Source organism: Terrabacter aeriphilus (assembly GCF_039542985.1).
In the GTDB taxonomy this organism is placed as follows: Bacteria; Actinomycetota; Actinomycetes; order Actinomycetales; family Dermatophilaceae; genus Terrabacter; species Terrabacter aeriphilus.
Genome location: NZ_BAABIW010000018.1, coordinates 97,572 through 123,409, shown reverse-complemented (window position 1 = coordinate 123,409; position 25,838 = coordinate 97,572). Strand labels below are relative to the sequence as shown.

At 73.8% G+C, this 25,838-nt stretch carries 18 protein-coding genes; 13 read left to right on the top strand and 5 right to left on the bottom strand.

The genetic code is table 11. The features are described 5' to 3' along the window. Positions 1-28 precede the first annotated feature (28 nt). On the bottom strand, positions 29-610 hold the full coding sequence (locus tag ABD979_RS14450) for a MarR family winged helix-turn-helix transcriptional regulator (protein WP_345508188.1): 582 nt from the start codon (positions 608-610) through the stop codon (positions 29-31). Positions 611-672: 62 nt separating this feature from the next. Between ABD979_RS14450 and ABD979_RS14445 the strand changes: the two genes are divergently transcribed. Next, positions 673-2,760 carry an MMPL family transporter gene (locus ABD979_RS14445; protein ID WP_345508187.1) on the top strand — a complete coding sequence of 696 codons (2,088 nt, stop codon included), beginning with the start codon at positions 673-675 and terminating at the stop codon, positions 2,758-2,760. A 225-nt stretch (positions 2,761-2,985) separates the two neighbouring features. Here the strand turns inward: ABD979_RS14445 and ABD979_RS14440 are convergent, their stop codons facing one another. Next, entirely contained in the window at positions 2,986-3,621 is a 636-nt protein-coding gene (locus ABD979_RS14440; RefSeq protein WP_345508186.1) for a GNAT family N-acetyltransferase, read from the bottom strand. Then, on the bottom strand, positions 3,612-4,967 hold the full coding sequence (locus tag ABD979_RS14435) for a serine hydrolase domain-containing protein (protein WP_345508185.1): 1,356 nt from the start codon (positions 4,965-4,967) through the stop codon (positions 3,612-3,614). Before ABD979_RS14435 ends, ABD979_RS14440 begins: the two co-directional genes overlap by 10 nt. A gap of 165 nt (positions 4,968-5,132) precedes the next feature. Between ABD979_RS14435 and ABD979_RS14430 the strand changes: the two genes are divergently transcribed. Further along, a complete protein-coding gene (locus ABD979_RS14430) occupies positions 5,133-7,355 on the top strand; it encodes an NADP-dependent isocitrate dehydrogenase (protein WP_345508184.1) in 2,223 nt (740 codons plus the stop codon). Positions 7,356-7,485: 130 nt separating this feature from the next. Here the strand turns inward: ABD979_RS14430 and ABD979_RS14425 are convergent, their stop codons facing one another. After that, positions 7,486-8,280, bottom strand: a complete 795-nt coding sequence (locus tag ABD979_RS14425) for a PIG-L deacetylase family protein (protein WP_345508183.1) — start codon at positions 8,278-8,280, stop codon at positions 7,486-7,488. A gap of 41 nt (positions 8,281-8,321) precedes the next feature. Then, the gene (gene topA, locus ABD979_RS14420) at positions 8,322-11,090 is read right to left on the bottom strand and encodes a type I DNA topoisomerase (RefSeq protein WP_345508182.1); all 2,769 of its coding nucleotides are present in this window, start codon (positions 11,088-11,090) and stop codon (positions 8,322-8,324) included. A 255-nt stretch (positions 11,091-11,345) separates the two neighbouring features. On the opposite strand from topA, the gene ABD979_RS14415 reads away from it, so the two are divergent. The 11 genes from ABD979_RS14415 to ABD979_RS14365 all read left to right on the top strand — a co-directional run bounded on the left by ABD979_RS14415 (position 11,346) and on the right by ABD979_RS14365 (position 25,824). After that, on the top strand, positions 11,346-12,125 hold the full coding sequence (locus ABD979_RS14415) for a dioxygenase family protein (protein WP_345508181.1): 780 nt from the start codon (positions 11,346-11,348) through the stop codon (positions 12,123-12,125). A 342-nt stretch (positions 12,126-12,467) separates the two neighbouring features. After that, positions 12,468-13,727, top strand: a complete 1,260-nt coding sequence (locus ABD979_RS14410; protein ID WP_345508180.1) for a toxic anion resistance protein — start codon at positions 12,468-12,470, stop codon at positions 13,725-13,727. A gap of 189 nt (positions 13,728-13,916) precedes the next feature. Further along, positions 13,917-14,480: a hypothetical protein gene (locus ABD979_RS14405; RefSeq protein ID WP_345508179.1), complete on the top strand. Its 564-nt coding sequence runs from the start codon at positions 13,917-13,919 to the stop codon at positions 14,478-14,480. 3 nt (positions 14,481-14,483) lie between these two features. Beyond that, positions 14,484-16,142: an AAA family ATPase gene (locus ABD979_RS14400; protein ID WP_345508178.1), complete on the top strand. Its 1,659-nt coding sequence runs from the start codon at positions 14,484-14,486 to the stop codon at positions 16,140-16,142. Beyond that, entirely contained in the window at positions 16,139-17,491 is a 1,353-nt protein-coding gene (locus tag ABD979_RS14395; protein WP_345508177.1) for a hypothetical protein, read from the top strand. Before ABD979_RS14400 ends, ABD979_RS14395 begins: the two co-directional genes overlap by 4 nt. Continuing rightward, positions 17,488-18,546, top strand: a complete 1,059-nt coding sequence (locus ABD979_RS14390) for a glutamate ABC transporter substrate-binding protein (protein ID WP_345508176.1) — start codon at positions 17,488-17,490, stop codon at positions 18,544-18,546. The genes ABD979_RS14395 and ABD979_RS14390 overlap by 4 nt, the downstream gene beginning before the upstream one ends. After that, the gene (locus ABD979_RS14385) at positions 18,543-19,778 is read left to right on the top strand and encodes a hypothetical protein (RefSeq protein WP_345508175.1); all 1,236 of its coding nucleotides are present in this window, start codon (positions 18,543-18,545) and stop codon (positions 19,776-19,778) included. Before ABD979_RS14390 ends, ABD979_RS14385 begins: the two co-directional genes overlap by 4 nt. Continuing rightward, on the top strand, positions 19,775-22,366 hold the full coding sequence (locus ABD979_RS14380) for a serine/threonine-protein kinase (RefSeq protein ID WP_345508174.1): 2,592 nt from the start codon (positions 19,775-19,777) through the stop codon (positions 22,364-22,366). The genes ABD979_RS14385 and ABD979_RS14380 overlap by 4 nt, the downstream gene beginning before the upstream one ends. Then, positions 22,363-23,628, top strand: coding sequence for a protein phosphatase 2C domain-containing protein (locus ABD979_RS14375; RefSeq protein ID WP_345508173.1), 1,266 nt, complete (start codon positions 22,363-22,365; stop codon positions 23,626-23,628). Before ABD979_RS14380 ends, ABD979_RS14375 begins: the two co-directional genes overlap by 4 nt. Beyond that, complete coding sequence (locus ABD979_RS14370) at positions 23,621-24,910, top strand: VWA domain-containing protein (protein WP_345508172.1); 1,290 nt, start codon at positions 23,621-23,623, stop codon at positions 24,908-24,910. Before ABD979_RS14375 ends, ABD979_RS14370 begins: the two co-directional genes overlap by 8 nt. Beyond that, the gene (locus ABD979_RS14365) at positions 24,907-25,824 is read left to right on the top strand and encodes an FHA domain-containing protein (RefSeq protein WP_345508171.1); all 918 of its coding nucleotides are present in this window, start codon (positions 24,907-24,909) and stop codon (positions 25,822-25,824) included. Before ABD979_RS14370 ends, ABD979_RS14365 begins: the two co-directional genes overlap by 4 nt. Positions 25,825-25,838 lie beyond the last annotated feature (14 nt).

Below are 25,838 nucleotides of genomic sequence, written 5' to 3'. Positions count from 1 at the left end.
GACGGCCGGGCCCTGCCGGCGTGCGCTGCTACTGCATGAGGTTGCGCATGGCGGCCGTCGCGCCGCGCAGGTAGCGCTCGACGACCACCCGTTCGTCGTCTCCGAGCGTCGCGTCCAGCGCGGCGAGGCTCTCGAACATCGGCGTCATGCGAGCGAGCACCTCGGCGCGCCCGCTGTCGGTGATGAGCACCTCCGTGCGGCGCCCGTCACCCGGGTGCGATCGGCGCTCGGCATGGCCGCGCGAGACGAGTCGGTCGACGACCCCCGACGAGGCCGCCGAGGTGACCCCGAGGAGGCGGGCGAGGTCGACGGGCCCCACCGGCCCGCGCATGAGGTGGCGCAGGGAGTGCAGCTCCGAGGTGCTGAGGCCGGCCTGCCGGGCGACGACGGCCGGAACCGTCTCCGACACCTCGACGAGCTCCTGCAGCGCGGCCAGGGTGCCCGTCGTGCGCCAGCCCGGTACGCCCGGCACGAGCCCGACGTCCGGGCGTCCGGCTGGACGGCCGGCAGGGCGACCGTCCGCGACGTCGGCGACTCCGCCCCCGGCATCCGGGGTCGGCGGCGGTGTCGGCGGTTGGCCGGCTGGGTGCTTGCTGCTAATGTCACTCACCAACTTAGTAATCTATTGAGTAAGTTGATTACTCATCCTACGGGAGGTGTGTCGTGCGCTCGGTGACCGACAGGATCACGCGCAAGTGGTGGGCCGTGGCGATCGTCATTCTGGCCCTTGCGGGTGCCATGGGGGTGGTGAGCACGCTCGGCGAGGCGACGCGGACCAGCGCGTCGACCGACGCGCTGCCGATCGGCTCCGACAGCGCGGCCGCCCTGCAGCTGCGCGACCGACTGCCCGAGGCCGAGGGCTCAGCGGCCGTCGTGCTCTTCAGCCGCGAGTCGGGCTCCCTCACCACGGCCGACGTCTCGGCCATCGAGGCCCGGCTCGCCGACGCCCCCGGCGCCGGCAGGACGCCCCTGCAGCGCAGCGAGGACGGCACGGCCGCACTGGCCGTGATCCCCGTGGAGGCCACCGACGCCACGGCGGTCGCCGAGCGCGTCAAGGACGTGCGCGCCGCCGTCAAGGCCGACCTGCCCGACGGGGTGACGGCACAGGTGACCGGCCCGGCCGCCGTCCAGGCCGACCTCGCGGCGGTCTTCGCGGGGGCCAACACCCGGCTGCTCATCGCCACCGCCTCCGTCGTCGCCCTCCTGCTCGTGCTGACGTATCGCAGCCCGATCCTGTGGATCCTCCCGCTCGTCGTCGTCGGCGTGGCGGACCGACTCGCCGCCGTCCTCGCCACGCACGTGCTCGCCACGTTCTCCGTCGTGTGGGACGAGTCGACCATCGGCATCCTCTCGGTGCTCGTCTTCGGCGCCGGCACCGACTACGCGCTGTTGCTCATCTCGCGCTACCGCGACGAGCTGCGTCGTCACCACGACCGACGCGAGGCCATGTCGCTGGCCCTCCGGCGCACCGCCGAGGCCGTGCTCTCGAGCGCCGTCACGGTCGTCATCGGCCTGCTGACGCTGCTCCTGTCGCTCTTCCCCGCCACGCGCGGGCTCGGCCTGGCCTGTGCGGTCGGTGTCGTCGTGGCAGCGGCCTTCGTGCTGCTCGTCCTGCCCGCCGCCCTCGTCATCTTCGACCGGTGGATCTTCTGGCCCCGCGTGCCGCGCGAGGGCGAGCCGGCCCTCGCCGACGGCCACTCCCTCTGGCGCCGGGTCGGCGACCGCGTGGCTGCCCACCCCCGCCGGATCATCAGCATCACGCTCGTCGTGCTGGCCGTCATGGCCGCGGGCATCGCCGCCATCGACACCGGCCTCAAGTCGTCCGACCAGTTCCTCAAGAAGCCCGAGGCCATCGCGGCGAGCGAGCGGCTGGCCGAGTCGTTCCCGGCCGGCAGCGCCGACCCGGCCATCGTCGTCACCACCGCCGACCCCAAGGCGGTCGGCGCCGCCGTCGGCGCGGTGCCCGGCATCGCGGGGACGCGCACGGTCGCCCAGGCCGACGGCGTCGCCGAGGTGGATGCGGTCATCGAGGCCGACCCCGGCTCGGACGAGGCCGCCGAGACCGTGCGGGCGCTGCGCGCCGCCGTCTCAGACCTCCCCGAGACGCACGTGGCCGGCACCGAGGCCGTCGCGCTCGACCAGGCCGAGGCCTCGGCCCGCGACCGGCTCGTCATCTTCCCGATCGTGCTCGCCCTCGTGCTCGTCGCCCTCGGCCTGCTGCTGCGCTCGGTGGTCGCCCCCCTCGTGCTCGTCGCGACCGTCGTCGCGACGTACCTCGCGAGCGTCGGCGCGTCGTGGTGGATCTTCACGAAGGTCTTCGGCTTCTCGGCCCTCGACGACAACGCGCCGCTCTTCGCCTTCGTCTTCCTCGTGGCCCTCGGCGTCGACTACAACATCTTCCTCGTCACCCGGGCCCGCGAGGAGTCGCGCGAGCACGGGTCCCGGCAGGGCATGCTGCGCGGCCTCGCCGCGACGGGCGGGGTCATCACGAGCGCGGGCATCCTGCTCGCCGCCGTGTTCGCGGTGCTCGGGGTGCTGCCCCTGGTCGTGCTCGCGCAGATCGGCGTCATCATCTGCGTCGGCGTGCTGCTCGACACGCTCGTCGTGCGCACCCTGCTCGTACCGGCCATCGCGGTCGTGCTCGGCGACCGGTTCTGGTGGCCGCGACGCCCGCACCCGACGCCCACCCAGGGCCCCGGCGCCGTCTCCGCGGAGGCCGCGGACGAGGACCGCGAGAAGCTGGACGCCCCCCGCCCTTGACACGAGGTCGGCAGCCCTCTTGAATCGAGGGCAACCTTGGACAAACCTTGGACGTCGCCCTCAGGACCTTCCTCCAGGCCAGGCCCCTTTCCTCCCGAGGTGGTGTTGGCCGACCGTGGGCCGCGCACCGGACTCCCTTCCGGTGCGCGGCCCACACCCGTACCCGCACCTGAACCCGAGTTCCCCCCCAGCCGGCCGGCGGGCGGACCCTCGGCGCCGGAGCCCCTAGCCGGACCACTCCTCGCGCAGCAGGGCCCAGATGTTGTCGTCGAGCCACGTGCCGTCCTTGCCCAGCGACTTCGCGCGGACCGTCGTCTCGTGCCGCATCCCGATCCGGCGCAGCACGCGGTTGCTCGCGACGTTGGCGGCGTACGCGTCGGCGGTGATCCGGCGCAGACCGAGCTCGCGGAAGCCGAGCACGAGCAGTTCGGTGGCGGCCTCGGCCGCGAACCCGCGGCTGTGCACGTCGGGGTGGAGGGCATAGCCGATCGTGCCCTCCCACTCGGCCGTGGGCGTGCGGGAGATGCTGTGGCTGGGCTCCAGCCGGAGCATGACGTCGCCGACGACCCGGCCGCTCGCCTGCTCCTCGACGGCGAGACCGAGCAGGGGCGCGGGCGAGCCCGGCCGGCCCCGGGCGATCCACCCCTCGACGCGGGCCTCGACCGCAGGGCGGTCGAGCACGTCGTGGGAGAGGTGGACCACCACGTCGGGCAGGCTCCGGTAGGCCAGGACGGCGTCGACGTCGTCGGTCCGGAGCGGTCGCAGGCGCAGGCGGTGGGTGCGGCGCGGCCAGGTGAGGCCCTCGAGGCGCGTGCGGAGCCACGGCGGGACGACCTCGCCCGCCACCGGCACTACCGCCACCCCTCGTCGTGGACCCCGCCCGGCACGTCGGCCTCCGGGTCGTAGGGGGTGCGGGTGAAGCGGAACGACGCGAGGTCGAGGTGCGACGGCGACCCGTCGGCCCGGCGGACGACCCGCAGGGGCTCGCCGGCGTAGTAGCCGTCCAGCCCGACCCACCCGTCGGGCCCGGCGGCGGCGAAGCGCGACCCACGGGCCTGCCCCGGCTCGCCGAGCACGAGGTGCTCGCCGACGGCGCGGGCGACGGTCACGGTCGGGCCCCAGTGCCACGTGCCGACGAGGTCGAGCACCGACGCGTCGCCGGCCGCGTGCCACGGCTCGACGGGCTTCGGCGCCTGCTCGGCGAGCTCGCCGAGCAGGCGGGCGGCGAGCGCGACCGGGGCCACCCCGCTCGTCGCGTTGACGAGCACGACGGCGCCGTCACCGGTCTCGAGGTCGACGCGCAGCCCGGCGAGGAAGCCCGGCATCGAGCCGCCGTGACCGGCATACCGACGGCCCTCGACGTTCCACACCTGGAAGCCGAGCCCGTGCGCGGTCGTCCACGGCTGGCCCGGCTCGTCGGCGACCGTGTGGGGCTCGACCATCTCGGCGAGCGTGTCGGCGGCGAGCACCCCGGCGGTGTCACCGGCCGTGAACGCGGCCCACCGGGCGAGGTCACCGACCGTGGTCCACAGCTGGCCGGCGGGGGCCATGGCGCCCGCGTCGTGCTCGGGCTCGGGCAGCAGCACGTCCGCGAAGGGGTGCACCGCCAGCCCGGGCGCGGAGCGGGCGGCCGGCCGCGTCGTCGTGCGCGTCATCCCGAGCGGGTCGAGCAGGTCGCGGCGGACCACCTCGAACCAGTCGACGCCGTGGGCCCGGGCCACGAGCTGCCCCAGCGCGGCGAAGCCGACGTTCGTGTAGTGGAACCGCCGCCCGGCGCGGAAGCGCTGCGCCACCGCCGAGCCGACGAGCTCGTCCCAGCCACCACCGGGCGTGCGCTCCCACCACGGGCCGTTGGTCTCGGCCTGCACCCCGCCGCCGTGCGAGAGCAGCTGGGCGATCGTCACGCCGCCGAGCCGAGTGCCCGGGACGTGCTGCTCGAACCGGTCGTCGAGGTCGAGCCGTCCGGCGTCGCGCAGCCGCAGCACGGCCACGGCGACGAACGTCTTGGTGATCGATCCCATCCGGTACTGCGTGTCCGGGTCGGCCGGCACGCCGCCGGGCCGACCGTCGACCGTGCCGACGGCGTCGGCCCAGAGCAGGGCGCCGTCGCGCACGAGGCCGGCCGCGAGCGACGGCACGCGTCCTCGGCGCTGCTCCGCGGCGAGCGTGTGGTGCAGGGAACGGGCGGTGCTCGGGTCGATGTCCACCCGCTCCACCCTAGGTAAAGGTCGCTGGCGTGGCGCAGACCACCCCGGCAGGATGGGACGGCAGCCCCGCTGCCGCCTCGGATCGGATATCTTGATATCAAGATTCATTCGGGATCCCCTCGAACCGGACCCGGCAGGAACCGCAACCCGAACGGAGCACTTGCGTTGGACTCGACCATCATCTACACGCACACGGACGAGGCACCCGCCCTGGCCACGGCCTCGCTGCTGCCCATCGTCTCGGCCTTCGCCAAGCAGGCCGGCGTCCACGTCGAGACGCGTGACATCTCGCTCTCGGGGCGCATCATCGCGTCGTTCCCCGACGTCCTGACGCCCGAGCAGCGCGTCGACGACGCGCTCGCCGAGCTCGGCGCGCTCGCGAAGACGCCCGAGGCGAACATCATCAAGCTGCCGAACATCTCGGCCTCGATCCCCCAGCTCAAGGCAGCCATCGCCGAGCTCCAGGCGGCCGGCTACGCGCTTCCCGACTACCCCGACAACCCGTCGACCGACGACGAGAAGGCGGCGCGGGCGGCATACGACAAGGTCAAGGGTTCGGCCGTGAACCCCGTTCTGCGCGAAGGCAACTCGGACCGCCGCGCTCCCGCGTCGGTGAAGAGCTACGCGCGCAGGCACCCGCACTCGATGGGCGCCTGGTCCGCGGAGTCGCAGACGAACGTCGCGACGATGGACGCGGGCGACTTCCGGCACAACGAGAAGTCCGTCGTCATCGCCTCCGACGACACCCTGCGGGTCGAGCTCGTCGGTGCCGACGGGTCGACGACGGTGCTCAAGGAGTCGATCCCGGTGCTGGCCGGCGAGGTCGTCGACGCGACGGCGATGGACGTCGCCGCCCTGCGCGACTTCCTCTCCGAGCAGGTGCGCCGCGCCAAGGCCGAGGGCGTCCTCTTCTCCGTGCACCTCAAGGCGACGATGATGAAGGTCTCCGACCCGATCATCTTCGGCCACGTCGTGCGTGCCTTCTTCCCCGACGTCTTCGAGACGTATGCCGGGTCGCTCGCCTCCGTGGGCGCCTCCCCCAACGACGGGCTCGGCGCCGTGCTCAAGGCCGTCGAGGGCCTGCCGGCCGACGAGCGGGCCGAGGTCGAGGCCGCCGTCGCGAAGGGCTTCGAGGACGGGCCGGCCATCGCGATGGTCGACTCCGACAAGGGCATCACGAACCTGCACGTGCCGAGCGACGTCATCGTCGACGCCTCGATGCCGGCGATGATCCGCACGTCCGGCCACATGTGGAACCGTGACGGCGCCGAGCAGGACACGCTCGCCGTCCTGCCCGACAGCTCGTACGCCGGCATCTACCAGGTCGTCCTCGACGACTGCCGCGCCAACGGTGCCTACGACCCGGCCACCATGGGGTCCGTCGCGAACGTCGGCCTCATGGCGCAGGCGGCCGAGGAGTACGGCAGCCACGACAAGACGTTCGAGATCCCCGCCGACGGCACCGTGCGCGTCGTCGACGGCTCCGGCACGACGCTCCTCGAGCACACCGTGTCGGCCGGCGACATCTGGCGCGCCTGCCAGACCAAGGACGTGCCGATCCGCGACTGGGTCAAGCTCGCCGTCACCCGCGCCCGCGCCACGGGCGACCCGGCCGTCTTCTGGCTCGACGCCGACCGGGCCCACGACGCCAACCTCATCACCAAGGTGGAGGAGTACCTCGGCGAGCACGACACCGAGGGCCTCACGATCGAGATCATGAAGCCGACCGACGCGATCGCCTTCTCCCTCGGGCGGATCCGCAAGGGCGAGGACACGATCTCGGTCACCGGCAACGTGCTGCGCGACTACCTCACCGACCTCTTCCCGATCCTCGAGCTCGGCACGTCGGCCAAGATGCTCTCCGTCGTCCCGCTCATCAACGGCGGCGGCCTCTTCGAGACCGGCGCCGGTGGCTCGGCCCCGAAGCACGTGCAGCAGCTCGTCAAGGAGAACTACCTGCGCTGGGACAGCCTCGGTGAGTTCCTCGCCCTCGCGGTCAGCTTCGAGCACCTCGCCGACGTCACCGACAACGCGCGGGCGCGCGTGCTCGGCCAGACGCTCGACCGGGCGACCGGCACGCTGCTCGAGCAGAACAAGGGCCCGGCTCGCAAGGTCGGCCAGATCGACAACCGGGGCAGCCACGTCTGGCTCGCGCTCTACTGGGCGCAGGAGCTGGCGAAGCAGACCGACGACGCCGCCCTCGCGGAGGTCTTCGGCCCGGTCGCCCGCGACCTGCAGGAGAGCATCGACACGATCTCGCAGGAGCTCGTCGACGCCCAGGGCCAGCCCGTCGACATCGGCGGCTACTACCGCCCCGACGCCGACAAGGTCGCGTCGGTGATGCGTCCGTCGAAGACCTTCAACGAGATCGTCGACGCCCTGGCCTGAGTGGCCCGCCCTCCGGGGCACACCGCAAGACAGCGCAACACACCGAGAGAGCCACGACCCACCGGGATCCGATCCCGGTGGGTCGTGCGCGTCTCGGTGTGTTGCGAGGCGGGGCGGGGTGGGGCGGGCGTCAGGGGGCGAGGAACCAGGCGGTCACCATGCCGTCGGGACGGCCGGGCTCGATGAAGTGCTCCCACCCGAAGGCGGCGGCGAACATCTCGGCCGGCATCTGGAGCATGCCCTGCGCGTCGGACTGGCTCGCGTGCGCCGTGAGCGCCGCCCGCTTGACGTCGAGGAAGTCGCTGACGTCGCACGCCCAGTGCAGCTCCTCCTCGAGGCTGCCGAGCGGGTTGCCGTCGTCCATGGGCGCCCGCGGGTCCCAGTCCTCGCCGACGTCCTGCCCGGCCGCCACCATCGCCTCGAAGGCGCGCACCATGGCGCTGCGGTTCATCGACGACTCGAGGTAGCGGGGCGTGCCGGCGAGCTCGGCCGCGCGGCGCGTCACGGCGTGCACCTTGACGTGGTCGGGGTGGCCGTAGCCGCCGTGCCAGTCGTAGCCGACGACGACGTCCGCGCGCTCCTCGCGGAGCACCTCCGCGACCCGCAGGGCGGCCTCCTCGGTGTCGGCCCGCGCGAAGCTCTCCTCGTGGTCGTTCTGCGACCACCCCGTCATGCCGGAGTCGGCGTAGCCGAGCCACTCGACCCGGTGGGTGCCGATGACGGCGTTCGACGCCTCGGCCTCCGCGCGCCGCCGGTGCACGACGGTCTCGCCGTCGGCGAGGTCGGCGGGCGCGTCACCGTGGTCGCCGTTGGTGGCGACGACGAGCACGACGCGGTGCCCCTCGGCGACGGCGCGGGCCATCGACCCGGAGGTCTGCGACGCCTCGTCGTCGGGGTGGGCGTGGACGAAGACGACGGTTGCCATGGCCTCACCCTCTCACCGCCGCCCCTCGCGCCGGCGCGCGGTCAGGCCTTCTTGGCCGTGGCCTTCTTCGTCGTGCGCTTCGCCGTCGTCTTCGCGGTCTTCTTCGCCGTCTTCTTCACGGTCCGCTTGCGGGTCGTCGGGCCCTTGGCGCGCTTCTCGGCGAGCAGCTCGAAGCCGCGCTCCGGCGTGATCGACTCCGGGTCGTCGTCCTTGCGCAGCGTCGCGTTCGTCTCGCCGTCGGTGACGTAGGGGCCGAAGCGGCCGTCCTTGACGACGACCGGCTTGCCGCTCACGGGGTCGGCGCCGAGCTCCTTGAGCGGCGGGGTGGCCGCGGCGCGGCCGCGCTGCTTGGGCTGCGCGTAGATGGCGAGCGCCTCGTCGAGGGTGATGTCGAAGAGCTGCTGCTCGGTCGTCAGCGACCGCGAGTCGGTGCCCTTCTTGAGGTAGGGGCCGTAGCGGCCGTTCTGTGCCGTGATCTCCACACCCTCGGCATCCGTGCCGACGACCCGCGGCAGCGAGAGCAGCTTGAGCGCGTCGTCGATGGTCAGCGTCGCGAGCTCCATGTCCTTGAAGAGCGACGCGGTGCGGGGCTTGACCTTGGCGGCCTTCTTGCCCTTCGGCTTCTCGGCGGCCGCGTCGTCGTCCTCGATGACCTCGGTGACGTAGGGGCCGTAGCGGCCGGCCCTGGCGACGATGTCGCGGCCGGTCACGGGGTCCTGGCCGAGCACCTTGCCGTCGTCGGCCGCGACCTCGAGCAGCTCCCGCGCCTTCTCCGGCGTCATCTCGTCGGGCGCGACGTCGTCGGTGATCGTCGCGCGGCGCGGGGTCGCCGGCACCTCGGCGCCCTCGGCCACCTCGCCCGTCGCGAGGTCGACACCCGCGGGCACGAGCTCCTCGACGTAGGGGCCGTAGCGGCCGACGCGCACGACCATGCCGTCGCCGATCGGGATGGTGCTGATCTCCTTGGCGTCGATCTCGCCGAGGTCCGCCACGAGGCTGCGCAGGCCCGCGGCCGAGGTGGCCTCCTCCCCGAAGTAGAAGCGCTTCAGCCACTCGACCCGTCCCTCGTCGCCGTTGGCGATGCGGTCGAGGTCCTCCTCCATCGAGGCGGTGAACTCGTAGTCGACGAGGTTGCCGAAGTGCTCCTCGAGCAGGCGCGTCACGGCGAACGCCAGCCACGTCGGCACGAGGGCCTGGCCCTTGGTGAAGACGTAGCCGCGGTCCTGGATCGTGCCGATGGTCGCGGCATACGTCGACGGGCGGCCGATGCCGCGCTCCTCCATGGCCTTGACGAGGGTGGCCTCGGTGAAGCGGGCGGGCGGGCTCGTCTCGTGGCCGTCGGCCTCGGCGCGCACGACCTCGAGCGCCACGCCCGCGGAGAGCTTGGGCAGGCGGCGCTCCTCGGCGGCGGCATCGGCCTTCGCGGCGGCCTCGTCGTCGCGGCCCTCCTCGTAGGCGGCGAGGAAGCCCTTGAAGGTGATGACGGTGCCGCTCGCGCTGAACTCGACGGACTGGGCACCCTCGACCGCCGTGTCGACGGCGAGCTTGACGGTGGCCGTCGACCCGCGGGCGTCGGCCATCTGCGAGGCGACGGTGCGCTTCCAGATCAGCTCGTAGAGGGCGTACTCCTCGCCGCGCAGCGCACCCGCGACCTGCGCCGGCGAGCGGAACCGGTCGCCCGCGGGGCGGATGGCCTCGTGGGCCTCCTGCGCGTTCTTGACCTTCTTCTCGTAGCGGCGGGGGCTGTCGGGCACGTACTCCGCGCCGTAGAGGTCACGGGCCTGGCTGCGCGCGGCGGTCGTGGCGGCATCCGACAGCGTCGTGCTGTCGGTTCGCATGTAGGTGATGTAGCCGTTCTCGTAGAGCCGCTGCGCGACGCGCATCGCGTTCTTGGACGACAGGCGCAGCTTGCGCGAGGCCTCCTGCTGGAGGGTCGAGGTCGTGAACGGGGCCGACGGGCGGCGGGTGTAGGGCTTCTCCTGCACGTCGGTGACGCGGGCCTGCAGGGGGAGGCACGCCTCGGCGATCCGCGTGGCCAGCGCCTCGTCGAGGTGCACGACGCCCGTGCCGGTGAGGCGGCCGTCGTCGGCGAAGTCGCGGCCGGTCGCGACGCGCACGCCGTCGACCGAGGAGAGGCGGGCGGTGAACTGCTGGCTCGCGCTGTCGGGCGTGAAGTCGCCCTCGACGTCCCAGTAGGAGGAGCGGACGAACGCCATGCGCTCGCGCTCGCGCTCGACGACCATGCGGGTCGCGACCGACTGCACGCGGCCGGCCGACAGGCCCTGGCGGACCTTGCGCCAGAGCACGGGGCTCACCTCGTAGCCGTAGAGGCGGTCGAGGATGCGGCGGGTCTCCTGGGCGTCGACCATCGCCGTGTCGATCTCGCGGGTGTCGTTGACGGCGCGCTGGATCGCCTCGCGGGTGATCTCGTGGAAGACCATGCGCTTGACGGGCACCCGGGGCTTCAGCGCCTCGAGCAGGTGCCACGCGATGGCCTCGCCCTCGCGGTCCTCATCGGTGGCGAGGTAGAGCTCGCTCGCGTCCTTGAGCAGCCGCTTGAGCTCGGCGACCTTCTTCTTCTTGTCCGGGTCGACGACGTAGTAGGGGTCGAAGCCGTTCTCGACGTCCACGGCGAACTTGCCGTAGGGGCCCTTCTTCATGTCGGCGGGCAGCTCGGACGGGTTCGGCAGGTCACGGATGTGACCCACGGACGCCTCGACCTCGAAGTCACCGCCGAGGTAGCCGGCGATGGTCTTCGCCTTGGCCGGCGACTCCACGATGACGAGCTTGCGCCCCTTGCCTGCGGCCATGACTGTCCCTCGACTTCCCGCATCTCACGTGCAGCGGATTCGTCGCTGCCCGGACGTGGACGCGGACCGACGGTAACAGCACCACCTCCACGCAGTCGCATCGATCCGCCGCATCGATCCGCCACATCGATCCGCCACATCGATCGACCGCGGCGAAGCGCCCCCGGGCGCACGCGGGTCCGGTGAGAATGGACCCGGACCCGCATCCCGTCTGGTAATTTATGGTTCAACGACTTTTGACAGTGAGGCTCCGCGATGCCCGCTCCCGTGCTCTACCTGAGCCATGGCGCCCCGCCGCTCGCCGACGACCGCCGCTGGACGACGGAGCTGGCGGGCTGGTCGGCGCAGCTGCCGACGCCGGCGAACGTGCTCGTCGTGTCCGCGCACTGGGAGGACGCGCCGACGACGCTCGGCTCGACGACCGGGGCGCCGCTCACCTACGACTTCTGGGGCTTCCCGCAGCGCTACTACGACGTCACCTACGACGCCCCGCCCGCCCCGGCGCTCGCCGACGAGGTGACCCGGCTGCTGGCCGGGCCGGGCCACCCGGTGCACCGCGACGAGGCGCGCGGCCTCGACCACGGCGCGTACGTGCCGCTCAAGGAGCTCTTCCCCGACGCCGACGTGCCGGTGCTGCAGATGTCGATGCCGACCCTCGACCCGCGCGGGCTCTTCGAGCTCGGCCGGCGGCTCGCGCCGCTGCGCGACGCGGGCACCCTCATCGTCGGCTCCGGCTTCACGACCCACAACCTGCGGTGGTTCGACCCCCGGGGCGGGGCCGACGCGCTCCCGCCCCAGGCCAGCGCCGAGTTCGACCACTGGGCCCACGAGGCCGTGCAGGCCCAGGACCTCGACAGCCTCCTCGACTTCCTCGACAAGGCGCCCGCCGCCCACGAGGCGCACCCGCGCACGGAGCACTTCGCCCCACTCTTCGTGACGCTCGGCGCGGCCTCCGAGTCCGGCGGCCTCGACAACCGGAGCGTCATCGACGGCTTCTGGTTCGGCCTCTCCAAGCGGTCCTGGCAGTTCGGCTGAGCCGCCACGCACGTCCCCGGCCGAGGGTGGCCGACGCGCCCGGGAACCCGCCGTCGCCCTGCCTCGTTGGGCGGGTGTGGGTGACCACGACGCGGCCACGGCACGGAGTTTCCCCTGGCTCCGGGCCGTGGTCGCCCGTCTCCCGGAAACCCGACGGAACCCACCGATCGGCCACCCCGTCGCAGCGGCACGGCACGTAGAGTGACCGTACGCCCGACGACCGCGCCGCAGGTGCGTGCCGTGCAGCCGACCGCCACCGCGCCGGGTGCACGACCGTCGGGCGGAGGGACTCCGGTCATGTCGCCGACGTGACCGGCACGCACGGGGAAGGACCCTTCGCAGATGACCGACCAGCCCGCCGCCCAGCCGGCCCCCACCGCCGCGCAGGTCGCTCCGCTCGCGCCGCCCAGCGATGCCTTCGTCCTCACCGCGCCCGCGCCGACGGCCGCGGTCGCCGAGACCGCCGCGCCCAAGATGGCGCCGGCCGTGCCCGAGGCGGCGCTGCCGGGCCTCGACGCCAAGGTCGACACCTACCTCGACTCGCTCACCCGGGCCGAGGTCCGCTCGCCCGAGTGGGAGACCAAGGCCGCCGACGTGCGCAGCATGGGCAACGACGAGGTGAAGTTCGCCGCCGAGTCGAGCAACCGGATGCTCCAGATGCCGGTCAAGGCGCTCAACGAGGGCGGTCTCTCCGGCAACTCCAAGGTGGGCAAGACGCTGCTCGACCTGCGCCGCACCGTCGAGGACCTCGACCCGGGCCAGGCCAGCGGGGCCAAGAAGTTCCTCGGCATGATCCCCTTCGGCGACAAGGTCACCGACTACTTCCGCAAGTACCAGTCGGCCCAGAGCCACCTCAACGGGATCCTGCACTCGCTCCAGTCCGGCCAGGACGAGCTCGTCAAGGACAACGTCGCCCTCAACCTCGAGAAGAAGAACCTCTGGGAGTCGATGGGCCGGCTCAACCAGTACGTCTACGTGGCGGAGCGCCTCGACGCCCGGCTCGCCGCGCAGGTGGCGACGCTCGAGACGACCGACCCGGAGAAGGCCAAGGCGCTGCGCGAGGACGTCCTCTTCTACGTCCGCCAGAAGCACCAGGACCTGCTGACCCAGCTCGCCGTGTCGATCCAGAACTACCTCGCGATCGACATCATCATCAAGAACAACATCGAGCTCATCAAGGGCGTCGACCGCGCCACGACGACGACGGTCTCGGCCCTGCGCACGGCCGTCATCGTCGCCCAGGCGCTCAACAACCAGCAGCTCGTGCTCGACCAGATCACGGCCCTCAACACGACGACGTCGGGCATCATCGAGCGCACGTCCGAGGCCCTCAAGCAGAACTCGGCGCGCATCCAGGAGCAGTCGGCGAGCTCGACCCTCTCCATCGAGTCGCTGCAGAAGGCGTTCGCGAACATCTACGAGACGATGGATGCCATCGACCAGTTCAAGGTGCGCGCGCTCGACAACATGGCCGCCTCGATCGGCACCCTCGAGACCGAGGTCGCCAAGTCGCGCTCGTACCTCGACCGGGTGTCGAAGCAGGACGCGCGCCGGGCCGAGAACGTCGCCCCCGGGCTGCTCGACCTCGGCTCGGGACGCTGACCCGGGCCGCCCGGGCAACGGTCGGGGGTCGTCCCCGTGGGCGGCGGCCGAGCCGCCGTCACCGGCGCGCGGCCGGTGCAGCAGGATGGACGTGACCGACCAGCAGTCGGCGCGTGGGACACCAGAGGGGACACCGCAGTGGGAATCCGGTCGTGGTTCGGGTTGGACAGGCCCGAGGCACCCGAGCCCGTGCGCCCCGGGCCGCCGACGACCGAGGCGCTCCTCGAGGCGCTGGGCGCCATCGAGGCGCAGGCCCGGGAGGGCCACGTGCCCGGCGTCGTGCTGTCACGGCTGCTGCGGGTCACGCGCATCGTGCGCCAGACGCTGCCGCGCCTCGCGAACCTCGGGATCGGCAGCAGCCAGGGCTACAGCGTCATGGCGACCGTCACCGACTACCTCCCGGTCGCCATCGGCAACTACCTGCGCCTGCCCCGCGACTGGGCCGACACCCGCCCCATCGCGGCCGGCAAGAGCTCGGTCATGCTGCTCGTCGACCAGCTCGACCTGCTCGGCACGACGATGGACAAGGTCTACGACGCCGTGAACCGCGCCGACGCCGAGGCGATCATCGTGCACGGCGCCTTCCTCGAGGAGAAGTTCGGCCAGGCCTCGGCGGGCGGGGTGCTCGGACTCGGCCCGGACCCCGGCGTCGTCGCGCCGCCGCCCACCCCCGCGTCCCCCACGTCCCCCGCGTCCCCGGGGTCCGCGGGCGCCCCTGCCCCGTCGGTCAACCCGCTCGCCCCACCGGAGTGATGCATGAGCCGCGCCACTGAGTCCCGCCTCGCCGAGAGCCTCGAGCAGCTGACCGACGTCGCCGCCGAGGCCGGTCTCGACCCGGCCGCCGCCCGCGACGAGGGCCTGCGCGTGGCGGCCGCCCTCGCGGAGTCGGTGCCCGGCGCCCCGGCCGGCTGGGCCCTCGTGGCGCACCCGGGCCTCACCGAGACCGCCCGGATCCACGAGGCCTTCTTCGACGCCGCGTCACGCGGCCGCCGGTGGCGCGCCGCGCCGACCGACCTGCTCGGCGCCCTCATCGCGGCCCGCCACTCGCTCGCCGCCGAGTACGCCGAGGCCCTGACCGAGGTCGCCTCCTCGGCCGTCATGCTCGGCACCGCACCCATCGACGCCATCGCCCGGGCGTCGGTCACCTCCGCCACCTACCTGGCGGCCGTCGGCGCGACCGGCCCGACGGCCTGGGCCGGCTCCACCGGCGCGCCTGACCCAGCCGGCCCGTTCGGGACCACCGGCCCGACCGCCTGGTCCGGCGGGCTGCCGCCGCTCCCCCCGGGCCCGGGCACCGACGCCGTGCTGCGGGCGTGGGGCCACTCTCCCTCGCCCGGCGCGGTGCCGGCGGGCCCAGCGGAGGGCGCGGACGGCATACCTGCTCGGGACGCTCCCGGCGCGACCCAGGGCGACCCGACGTCACCCACCGAGCCGGCGCAGCCTGCCGAGCCCGCCGAGCCGGAGCGCTCGGTCGAGGAGCTCCTCGCGGAGCTCGACGCGATGATCGGGCTGGCGCGCGTCAAGAAGGAGATCCACCGCCAGGTGGCCCTGCTCACCGTCGAGAAGATGCGCTCCGAGGCGGGCCTCAAGGCCGCCGCGATGAGCCGCCACCTCGTCTTCGTCGGCAACCCCGGCACCGGCAAGACGACCGTCGCGCGGCTCGTGGGCGCCATCTACCGCGCCCTCGGGCTGCTGCCGAAGGGCCAGCTCGTCGAGGTGGACCGCAGCGAGCTCGTGGCCGGCTACGTCGGGCAGACGGCGATGAAGACCGCCGAGGTGGTCGCGAGCGCCGTCGGCGGCGTGCTCTTCATCGACGAGGCCTACGGGCTGACGGGCGACCAGTACGCCCAGGAAGCGGTCAACACCCTCGTCAAGGAGATGGAGGACCACCGCGAGGACCTCGTCGTCATCGTCGCCGGCTACCCGGAGCCGATGGTGGGGTTCATCGCGCAGAACCCCGGCCTCGCGAGCCGCTTCACGACGACCATCGAGTTCGACGACTACTCCGACGACGAGCTGCTCGCGATCCTCGACGCCATCGCCTCCGGCAACGACTACGAGCTGACCGACGAGGCGCGCACCCGCGTGCGGCACCTGCTCGAGGCCACGGCCCGCACGCCCGCCTTCGGCAACGGCCGCTTCTCGCGCAACCTCTTCGAGCACGCCGTCGGCCGGCACGCGTGGCGACTTCGCGACGCGACGGATCCCACGCGTGACGAGCTGCGTCTACTCACCGCAGACGACGTCATCGACCGGCCGGACGAGCCCGAGGGCGACCCTGACGCCGGCGCTCCCCCGCAGACCGCGGGTCCGGTGCCGGTCAGGGCAGACCCTGATGGCTCCCCGGCCGCCGGTGAGGCAGTCTCGGACGAGCACCGGCCGACCGGCGTGACCGACGACGAGGACCCCGCATGACGAGCACACCCACGACGAACATCCCCGTCGCCGTCCCGGCGGGCTCGTCGTCGGGCGCGCGCACGGGGGTCGGCGCCGCAGGACCGGGCGGGGCCGGGCCGCGCACCATCGCCGGGTCGCTCCCCGGCGCGCGGAGCATCGCCGGCCGGCTGCTCCACGGCACGCCCGGGCGGATGCGCCTCTTCGCGCTCCTCGGCGCCGTGGCCGCGGTGCTGCTCGGCGGCGTCAGCGCCAACGCCCTCCTCGCCTCGCAGGCCGCCGTCGAGCGCGCCGCGAACAACACGGCCCAGGTGGTGCGCGCCCAGTCGATCCACGTCGACCTGCTCCGCGCCGACGCCGTCGCGACGAACGCGTTCCTCGTCGGCGGACTCGAGTCCGCCGAGTCGCGCACGTCCTACGACGAGGCCCTGGGCCGCGTGGCGTCGGGCCTCTCCGAGGCCGCCGCTGCGCAGCCCGCGGACGGCAACGCCCTCGGCGAGCTGGCCAGGCGGGTGCAGACGTATGCCGCCCTCGTCGAGCAGGCGCGCGCGAACAACCGGCTCGGCCTGCCGGTCGGGGCGCAGTACCTCAAGCAGGCGAGCGCCGGGCTGCGCACCGACGCGATCCCGATCGTCGAGCAGGTCGTGTCGGCCAACGAGCAGCGCTCGCAGGACGAGTTCGACCGGAGCAACTCGAGCCTGCAGCTGCTCGTCGGCGTCGTCTGCGTGCTCGGCCTGATCGCCCTGGCGGTGTGGCTCGCGCGACGCACCCACCGCTACCTCAACCCGTCGCTCACCGGCGCCGTCGTCGTGCTCCTCGCGGCGCTCGTCGTGGCGGCCACGCAGATCACCGGGGTCGCCACCGCGACCCGCGACGTCAGCCGCGGCGACTACCAGCGGGCGGTCACCCTCGCCGACATCACGACGGCCGCCAACGACGCGCGCTCCAACGAGTCGCTCACCCTCATCAGCCGGGGCTCGGGCGCCGACAACGAGAAGGCCTGGAAGGCCGACCGGGCCCGGGTCGACCAGCGCCTGTCCGACCTCGGCCGGGGCAGCACGCTGGCGGACCTCTGGACGCGCTACGCGAACGTGCACGCACAGGTGCGCCGGCTCGACGACAACGGCAGCTGGGACCAGGCCGTCACCCTCTCGACGAGCACCGGCAGCGACGGCGCCGCACGCGCCTACGCAGCCTTCGACGACCGGGTGGCGAGCGACCGCGACACCGCCCGCAAGGCCGCGGTCGGCACGCTCGAGGGCACGGCCGGCAGCGCCGGTGTCTGGGCCGCCCTCGTGGCGCTCGCCTCGCTCGTCGCGGCCTGGCTCGTCGTCCGGGGAGTCGGCCAGCGGATCGAGGAGTACCGATGAGACGCACCAGCACGAGCACCCGTGGCAGCAGCACCAGCACCAGCACCCGCACCAGGACGAGCACCGGCACGCGCACTCGTGCGCGCCGGCTCGGCGCCCTCGTCTCGGTCGCGGCGCTCGCCCTCGTGGCCGGCTGCTCGGGCGTCACCTACGACCAGACGCCGCTGCCCGTCGCGGCGACGCCCCGCGCGACGAGCCCGGCCTCGCCCACCACGGCGCCGGCGTGCGACAACGCGAGGCAGTCCTACGACCCGCTGCCCAGCGCGCCGCGGCAGTCGAACGTCTCGAGCATCAGCGACGCGACGATGCGGCGCATCGTCGACCAGGGCTACCTCAGGGTGGGCGTCTCGGCCGACACCTACCTCTTCGGCGCCCGCGACCCGTTCACCGGCAAGCTCGAGGGCTTCGACATCGACATGGCGCGGGCCGTGGCGCAGGCGATCTTCGGCGACCCCGGCAAGATCTCCTTCCGCGTCATCACCGCGAACGACCGGCTGCCGCTGCTGCAGGACAAGCAGGTCGACATGGTCGTGCGCAACATGTCGATGACGTGCGACCGGTGGACGAAGATCGCCTTCTCGGCGGAGTACTACCGCTCCGGCCAGAAGGTGCTCGTCGGCAAGAACGTGCCGGACGCGGCGGGCCTCACCCTGGCCGAGCTCAAGGGCCGCCGGGTCTGCGCCCCCACCGGCACCACGTCGCTGGCCAAGCTGCAGAGCGTCCTCGGCAGCTCGGACGTCGTCACGGCGCCGAACCACACGGGCTGCCTCGTGCTGCTCCAGCAGGGCAAGGCCGACGCCATCACCGGCGACGACACGGTGCTCGCCGGCCTCGCCGCGCAGGACCCGAACACCGTCATCACGAGCGCCAGGGCGATCACGACCGAGCCCTACGGCATCGGCTTCAACAAGGACGACGTGTACCTCGCCCGCTACGTCAACCGGGTCATCGCCGACCTCGAGGCCGACGGCCGCTGGAAGGCGATCTACGACCGCTGGCTGGCCGCCCCGCTCGGGCCCGCCCCCGCCCCGCCGACCCCGGTCTACGGCCGATGACCGCCGCCGCGGCGCCGCACCCCGAGCCCGGCACCGTCGCCCCCACGGCGCCGGGCCGCCTCGGCGTGCCCGTCCAGGCCGGGGAGGCGCAGACCTACCTCGGCCTGCTGCGTGACTGGGTGGCCCAGCGCCGGGCCGACCTCGGCGAGGTCGACCGGGCCGTGCTCGGGCTGACCCCGGCCGAGCAGGTCGCCATCACGACCGACCTCACCGTCGCGCTCACCTTCTGGAAGGCCGTCAGCGACCGCCTCACCCTGCTCGAGACGACCTTCGACGGAGGTCGCGTCGGCCCCGTCGAGGCCGAGCGCCTCTCGACGCTCATCCACGGGCGGCTCGACTCGAACACGACCGAGCACCTGTCGCTGCCGTCGTCGGGCTCGCTCGCGGTCAGCCTGCCCGAGGCCTGCCGGCTGCTCGACTCGCTGACCCGCACGCTGCAGGCCCGGGCCTCGCTCGCGCCCGGCGCGGCCGAGGCCAGCCAGCGGATCACCGTGGTGCGCGCCGGCATCGAGCGCACGCGTGACCAGCTCTCGCTCGTGCCCGCGGGTGCCCAGCGCGACGGAGCGAGCGAGCAGCTGGCTCGCCTCGACCGGCGGATGACCGACCTCGTCGAGCGCGCCCGGCGCGGCGCCGACGTCGGCGGGGTCATCGGGCCCCTCGAGATCGACGTGGCCGTGCTCGAGCGCGATCTCATCGTCGCCGCCGCCGAGCGCGCGTCGGCCGCGCGCAGCCGGGTGCGCACGCAGCAGCAGGTCGAGGAGCTCGACGCGCGCGCCGCGGCGATCCGCAAGCTCGAGCGCGCCTGCCTCGCGGCGATCACGCCCGCTCCGCACCTCGCGGTGCCCAACGTCCGAGCGCTGGGACCCGTGCCGCAGGCACCCGCCGAGCTTGCGGCGTACCGGGGCCGGCTCGAGCGCGTGGCCCGCGCCCTCGACCTCGCCCACGAGACGTATGCGGCCGGGCTGGCCGAGCGCGACGAGGTCGTCGGGCTCGTCGGCGCCGTCTCGGCGATGGCAGCCGCCACCGCGCTCACCCCGGAGGCCGCCGGCGACGTCGCCGAGCTGCGCGCGCGGCTCGACGAGACGCTCGCCGCGCGGCCGCTGCCGCTCACCCGGGCCCGCGCGCTCGCGGCCGCGTTCTCGGCCTACGTCGACGCGGCCACCCGACCCCAGACCCGCACCGGCGGCTCCGCCCGCACGGTCCCGACGACCGCCCAGGGGCGCCCCTCATGACCTGCACGCAGCCGGGCTGCACCGGCACCATCGTCGACGGCTACTGCGACGTCTGCGGCATGGCCGCCGGCTCGGCGCCACCCGTCACCGGAACGCACGCCGCCACCGCTGCTCCCGCCACCGGAGCGGCCGGAGCGGCCGGAGCGGCCGGAGCGGCCGGAGCGGCCGGAGCGGCCGGCACCCGGATCGGCGTCGGCTCCGGGAGCGCGCCCGGTGGGCCTGCCGCCCCGTCCCGTCCCACGCCGTCCGGCTCGACGCCGCACGGATCCACCACCGTTCCCGAGGGCGGCGCGTGCCGCCAGCCGGGGTGCACGGGCACCATCGACGCCGGCTACTGCGACGTGTGCGGCACCCCCGCCGACCAGCAGGGCGTGGCCGCCTACGCCCCGGCCACCCCCGGAACGGCCGCGTCGCCCGGCCATCCCAGGGGGGCGGGCAGCTCGGCGGCCGACGGCGGCGGCGCCACGGCCGCGACGCAGGCCACCACGGGCGGCATGGGCCCTGAGATCTCGACGCGCTCCGCGGCCTCGAGCAACCTCGCATCGGCGGCCCTGGGCTCCAAGCGCGCCCGCGAGTCCGGCTCCGTCGCGACCCGGCGCACGAGCGGCTCCCAGCGGCTGCGCGCCGCGCGCCTCGGCGGCGGCATCACGACCGTGCGCCCCGCCCCCGAGATCGACGCCGAGAAGGCGCTGCTCGCCGACCCCTCGGTGCCGGAGAACAAGCGCTACTGCCCCAAGTGCGGCGAGCCGGTCGGCCGGGGCCGCGACGGCAGGCCGGGGCGCACGACGGGCTTCTGCCCCAAGTGCCGCCACCCGTTCTCCTTCGACCCCAAGCTGCGCGCGGGCGACCTCGTCGCCGGGCAGTACGAGGTCGCCGGCTGCCTCGCGCACGGCGGCCTGGGCTGGATCTACCTCGCGCGCGACAAGAACGTCTCCGACCGCTGGGTCGTGCTCAAAGGCCTGCTCAACTCGGCCGACCCGGACGCGCTCGCGGCAGCCATCGCCGAGCAGCGCTTCCTCGCCCAGGTCTCGCACCCGAGCATCGTCGAGATCTACAACTTCGTGACCCACGACGACGCCGGCTACATCGTCATGGAGTACGTCGGCGGCACCTCGCTCAAGTCGATCCTCAAGCAGCGCCTGCAGGCGGCCGGGCGCTACGACCCGCTGCCCGTCGACCAGGCGCTCGCCTACATCCTCGAGATCCTGCCGTCGTTCCAGTACCTCCACGACCTCGGCCTCGTCTACTGCGACTTCAAGCCCGACAACATCATCCAGGTCGGCGACGAGGTCAAGCTCATCGACCTCGGCGGCGTGCGCAGGGCCGACGACGACGACTCCGCGATCTTCGGCACGGTGGGCTACCAGGCCCCGGAGGTCGCCGAGCTCGGCGTCTCGGTCGGATCGGACATCTACACGATCGGGCGCACCCTCGTCGTGCTGACGATGGAGTTCCGCGGCTACCAGACGACCTACCTCAACACCCTGCCCGCGCAGGACACCGTGCCCGTCTTCCAGCGCTACGACTCCTTCTACCGGCTCGTCGCCAAGGCCTGCGCCCCGAACCGCGATGACCGGTTCGTGTCGGCCGACGAGCTGCGGTCGCAGATGGTGGGCGTGCTCCGCGAGGTCGTGGCGCTCGACCGGGGCTCGGGCGCGGCCACGACGACGGTCGGCTCGCTCCTCTTCGACGTGCCGACGCCGGGGGTCGAGCCCGACGACTGGCGCAACCTGCCGACGCTGCGCCGCGACCCGCACGACGCGCTCGTCGGCTGGCTGCAGACGGTGAGCGGCACGCCGGACGAGCGGCTCGACCGGCTGATGAACCCGCCGAAGACCTCGACCGAGGTGCTCCTCGAGCGGGCCCGCACGGCCCTCGACGCCGGCAAGCGCGACATCGCCGAGGCCACGGCCACGGCCCTGCTCGCCGCCGACCCGTGGGAGTGGCGGGCCGTGTGGATCCAGGGCCTCGCCGCCCTCGAGCGCGGCGACTCGCGCGCCGCCCAGGCCGCCTTCAACGCCGTCTACGGGCAGGTGCCGGGCGAGCTCGCCCCGAAGCTCGCGCTCGCGCAGGCGTCGGAGCAGGCCGGCGACGGCCCCGTGGCCGAGAACCTCTACATCGCCTGCGCGCGCACCGACGCGACCTACGTCCCGATGGCCGCCTTCGGCCTGGCCCGCATCCGCGCGGGCCGCGCGGACATCGACGGCGCCGTCGCGGCATACCGGCTCGTGCCGCCGCAGTCGAGCGCCTACCGCACGGCGCGCGCCGGGCTCGCTGAGCTGCTCGCGCGCGCCAACCGCGGGCTGCCCGATCTCGCCGAGGCCCTGCGCACCCTCGACGACACGTCGATGTCGGCGCGGCGCCGGGCCGAGCTGACGACGCTCATCTACCGTGAGGCGCTCGTGACCGTGGAGAAGAGCGGCAATAAGGCGGACGTCCGGCTGGGGCCGTGGAAGGGTACGCCCCACGGCATGCGCCTCGGTCTCGAGGAAGCCCTGCGCGAGCTGGCCCGGCGCACCCCCGACCTGTCCGAGCGCGTCCCCCTCGTCGACGAGGCCAACGCCGTCCGACCCTGGAGCCTCTGGTGACCGACCTGCCGACGACCGGCGCACCCGCCGGCCCTGCCGCCCCCGCGGCCTCCCCCGCCGGCGGCGCCGAGCGCGCGTGCGCGGCGTGCGGTGTCGCCAACCCCGCCGAGGCGAGCTTCTGCGAGGCGTGCGGCGCGGACCTCGTGCCGTCCGCCCCGCTCGCGGCGGCCACCGCCGTCGACGCCCCGCCCCAGACCGCCCCGGTCGGCGAGGAGTCGCCGCTCGACGTCGGCTGGACCGGCGCGGTGCCGTCCGCAGCCGTGCCCGCCGGCCCGGCCGTGGTCGACGAGCCCGCCTGCCACGCCTGCGGGCAGGGCCACATCGTCGACGGCTACTGCGACCACTGCGGCACCCCGCCGCCGAACCCGCGCGACCACTTCGTCGAGTCGCCGGCCGACTGGGTCGGCGGCGTCTGCGACATCGGGCGCCGGCACACCCGCAACGAGGACGCCATGGCGCTCAGCGCGGGCGCGGCCCCGGGCTCGCGCGCCGTGCTCGTCGTCTGCGACGGCGTCTCGATGGCGACCGACTCGCACATCGCCTCGCTCGCCGCCGCGCAGGCGGCGCGGGTCGTGCTCGACCAACCGCTGCCCCGCGGCGTCGGCACCCCCGGCTCCTGGGCGGCGGGCGCGGGCCGGGCCCTCACGACGGCGGTCACGACCGCCAACGAGGCGGTGGCCGCCTCCGTCGTCGACGACGTGCCCAACCCGCCCTCGTGCACCCTCGCGGCGGCCGTCGTCGAGGACGGCGTCGTCGTCACCGGCACCGTGGGCGACAGCCGCGCCTACTGGCTGCCCGACGCCACCGCGGAGCCCGCCGTGCAGCTCGGGCGCGACGACTCGTTCGCGCAGGAGCAGATGGCGGCGGGCGTGCCGCGCCACGAGGCCGAGACCGGGCCGCACGCGCACTCGATCACGCGCTGGCTCGGCCGCGACGCGCCCGACGACCTGACGCCGCACCTGACGACGGTCACGACGACGACCACGCCCGGCTGGCTCATGGTCTGCTCCGACGGCCTGTGGAACTACTGCTCCGAGGCGGAGGCGCTGCGCGACCTGCTGCGCCGCTCGGCCGCCGGCCTCGGAGCGGCCGGCGCCGACCCGACGGCGCTCGCGCAGGCGCTCGTCGACTTCGCGAACGAGCAGGGCGGACGCGACAACATCACGGTTGCCCTCGCCAGACTGGCTGGGCGAGGATCGAGCACGACGAACGAGGCGGCCGCAGGGGCGGCGCCGGTGGAAGGGGACAAGGCCGATGGCTGACTTCACGGCAGAGGTGTTCCAGAACGAGTTCCTCCCCGACGGCGGCACCGACGTGCACGCGATCGTGCGGGTGAGCTCGACGGGCGCCTCCGCGGCGACGGCCTCGGTGGGCCTGACCGACCCGGGCTCGGCGGCCGAGGTGATCCTCATCGACACCTCCGGCTCGATGGGCCGACGCGGTGTCGCGGCCGCCGGCGAGGCCGCCAAGGCCGCCCTCGCCGAGATCGTCGACGGCACGCTCTTCTCCATCGTCGCGGGCAACGGCACCGCGCAGATCGTCTACCCCTACAGCCACCAGGGCGCCCTCGTGCCGATGTCGGCGCACACCCGGGGCGAGGCCACCCGCGCCATCGAGGGCCTGCGCGCCAACGGCGGCACGGCCATGGGCACGTGGCTGACGCTCGCGCGGCAGATCTTCGAGACCGTGCCGCACGTGACGAAGCGGCACGCGATCCTGCTCACCGACGGGGTCAACGAGGGCGAGACACCCGCCTCGCTCGCGGCGGCCGTGCAGAGCTGTGTCGGCGCCTTCCAGTGCGACTGCCGCGGCGTCGGCGACCAGTGGCGCGTCGAGGAGGTGCGCGGCATCGCCTCGGCCCTGCTCGGCACCGTCGACCTCATCCCGGCGCCCGAGGAGATGGCGGCCGAGTTCGAGGCGATGATGCGCGCGTCGATGGCGCGCGGCGTGGCCAACGTCGAGCTGCGCGTCTGGGTGCCGCAGGGCGCGGAGCTGCTCTTCGTCAAGCAGGTCTCGCCCACCCTGGAAGACCTCTCCGGCCGGCGCACCGTCGTCAACCCGCTCACCGGCGCCTACCCGACCGGTGCCTGGTCGGACGAGAGCCGCGACTACCACGTCGCCGTGCGGCTGCCCGCGCGCACGCTCGGCCAGGAGCAGCTCGCCGCACGCGTGCAGGTCTCCCTCGGCGCCGACCCCGTCGCGCAGGCGCTCGTCAAGGCCAAGTGGAGCAGCGACGACGCGCTGACGACCCGCATCGACCCGGCCGTCGCCGCCTACACCGGCCAGGCCGAGCTCGCCACCGTCATCCAGGAGGGCCTCGCCGCCAAGGCCGCCGGTCAGGACGACGTCGCCACCTCCAAGCTCGGCCGAGCCGTGCAGCTCGCCGACGCGACGGGCAACGACGAGATGACCACGCGCCTGAAGAAGGTGGTCGAGATCGACGACGCCGACACCGGCACGGTGCGCCTCAAGAAGGGGGCGTCGAAGATCGACGAGATGTCGCTCGACACGGCGTCGACGAAGACGAGTCGGGTGCGCCGGTGAGCGCAGTCTGCCCGAACGGGCACACGTCCCAGGCCGACGACTACTGCGACACGTGCGGCTCCCCCATCGACGCCGCGGCCCAGCCGCCGGCACCGGCCGCCTCCGCAACCGGGTCGGGTTCGCCTGCCCCGCAGGCAGGTTCGTCGCTCGACCTCGACCCAGCAGGTATGCCGTCCGCTGCAGCGGGTGCCTCCGCGCCGTCCGCGCCGCCGGCACCCGGCACGGCCCCGACCGCTCTCGAGTGCCCCAACTGCGGCACCGAGAACCCCGACGGCGCGCTCTTCTGCGAGGCCTGCGGCTACGACTTCACGACCGGCGCCATGCCGCGCGACGCGTCCGGCGGCGCCGGTGAGGCCGACGGACCCGACGGACCCGACCCGCGCGAGGGCGCCGGGGACGGCCCGTCCGCGGGCCCGTCCGCGGGAGCCTCGGACGGCGCACCCGAGGGCGGAGCACCCGCGACCGCCCCTGCACCCGCGGCCGGCAGCGCGACCGAGACCTTCGACTGGCTCGCCGAGGTGTGGGTCGACCCCGACTGGTACCAGACGCAGCACGCCGAGGACCCGTGCCCGTCGCCCGGACTGCCGGCGATCATGCCGCTGCGCCACCGCAGCGTGCTGCTCGGCCGGGTCTCGACGAGCCGCAACACCCACCCGGAGATCGACCTCTCGTCCGACCCGGGCGTGAGCCGTCGCCATGCCCAGCTGACGACGGACGGCAGCCGGTGGTTCGTCGAGGACCTCGGCAGCTCGAACGGCACCTTCGTCGGCCCGGCTGCGGGCCCCCTCCCCGAGCAGCCGATCGCCGTCGGGCCGCGCACCGAGCTCGGCGACGACGACCGGCTCTACGTCGGGGCGTGGACGCGCGTCGTCGTCCGTCGCGCCACCCCCGACGAGGTCGAGGCCTACGGCTGAACCACCCTCGCCCG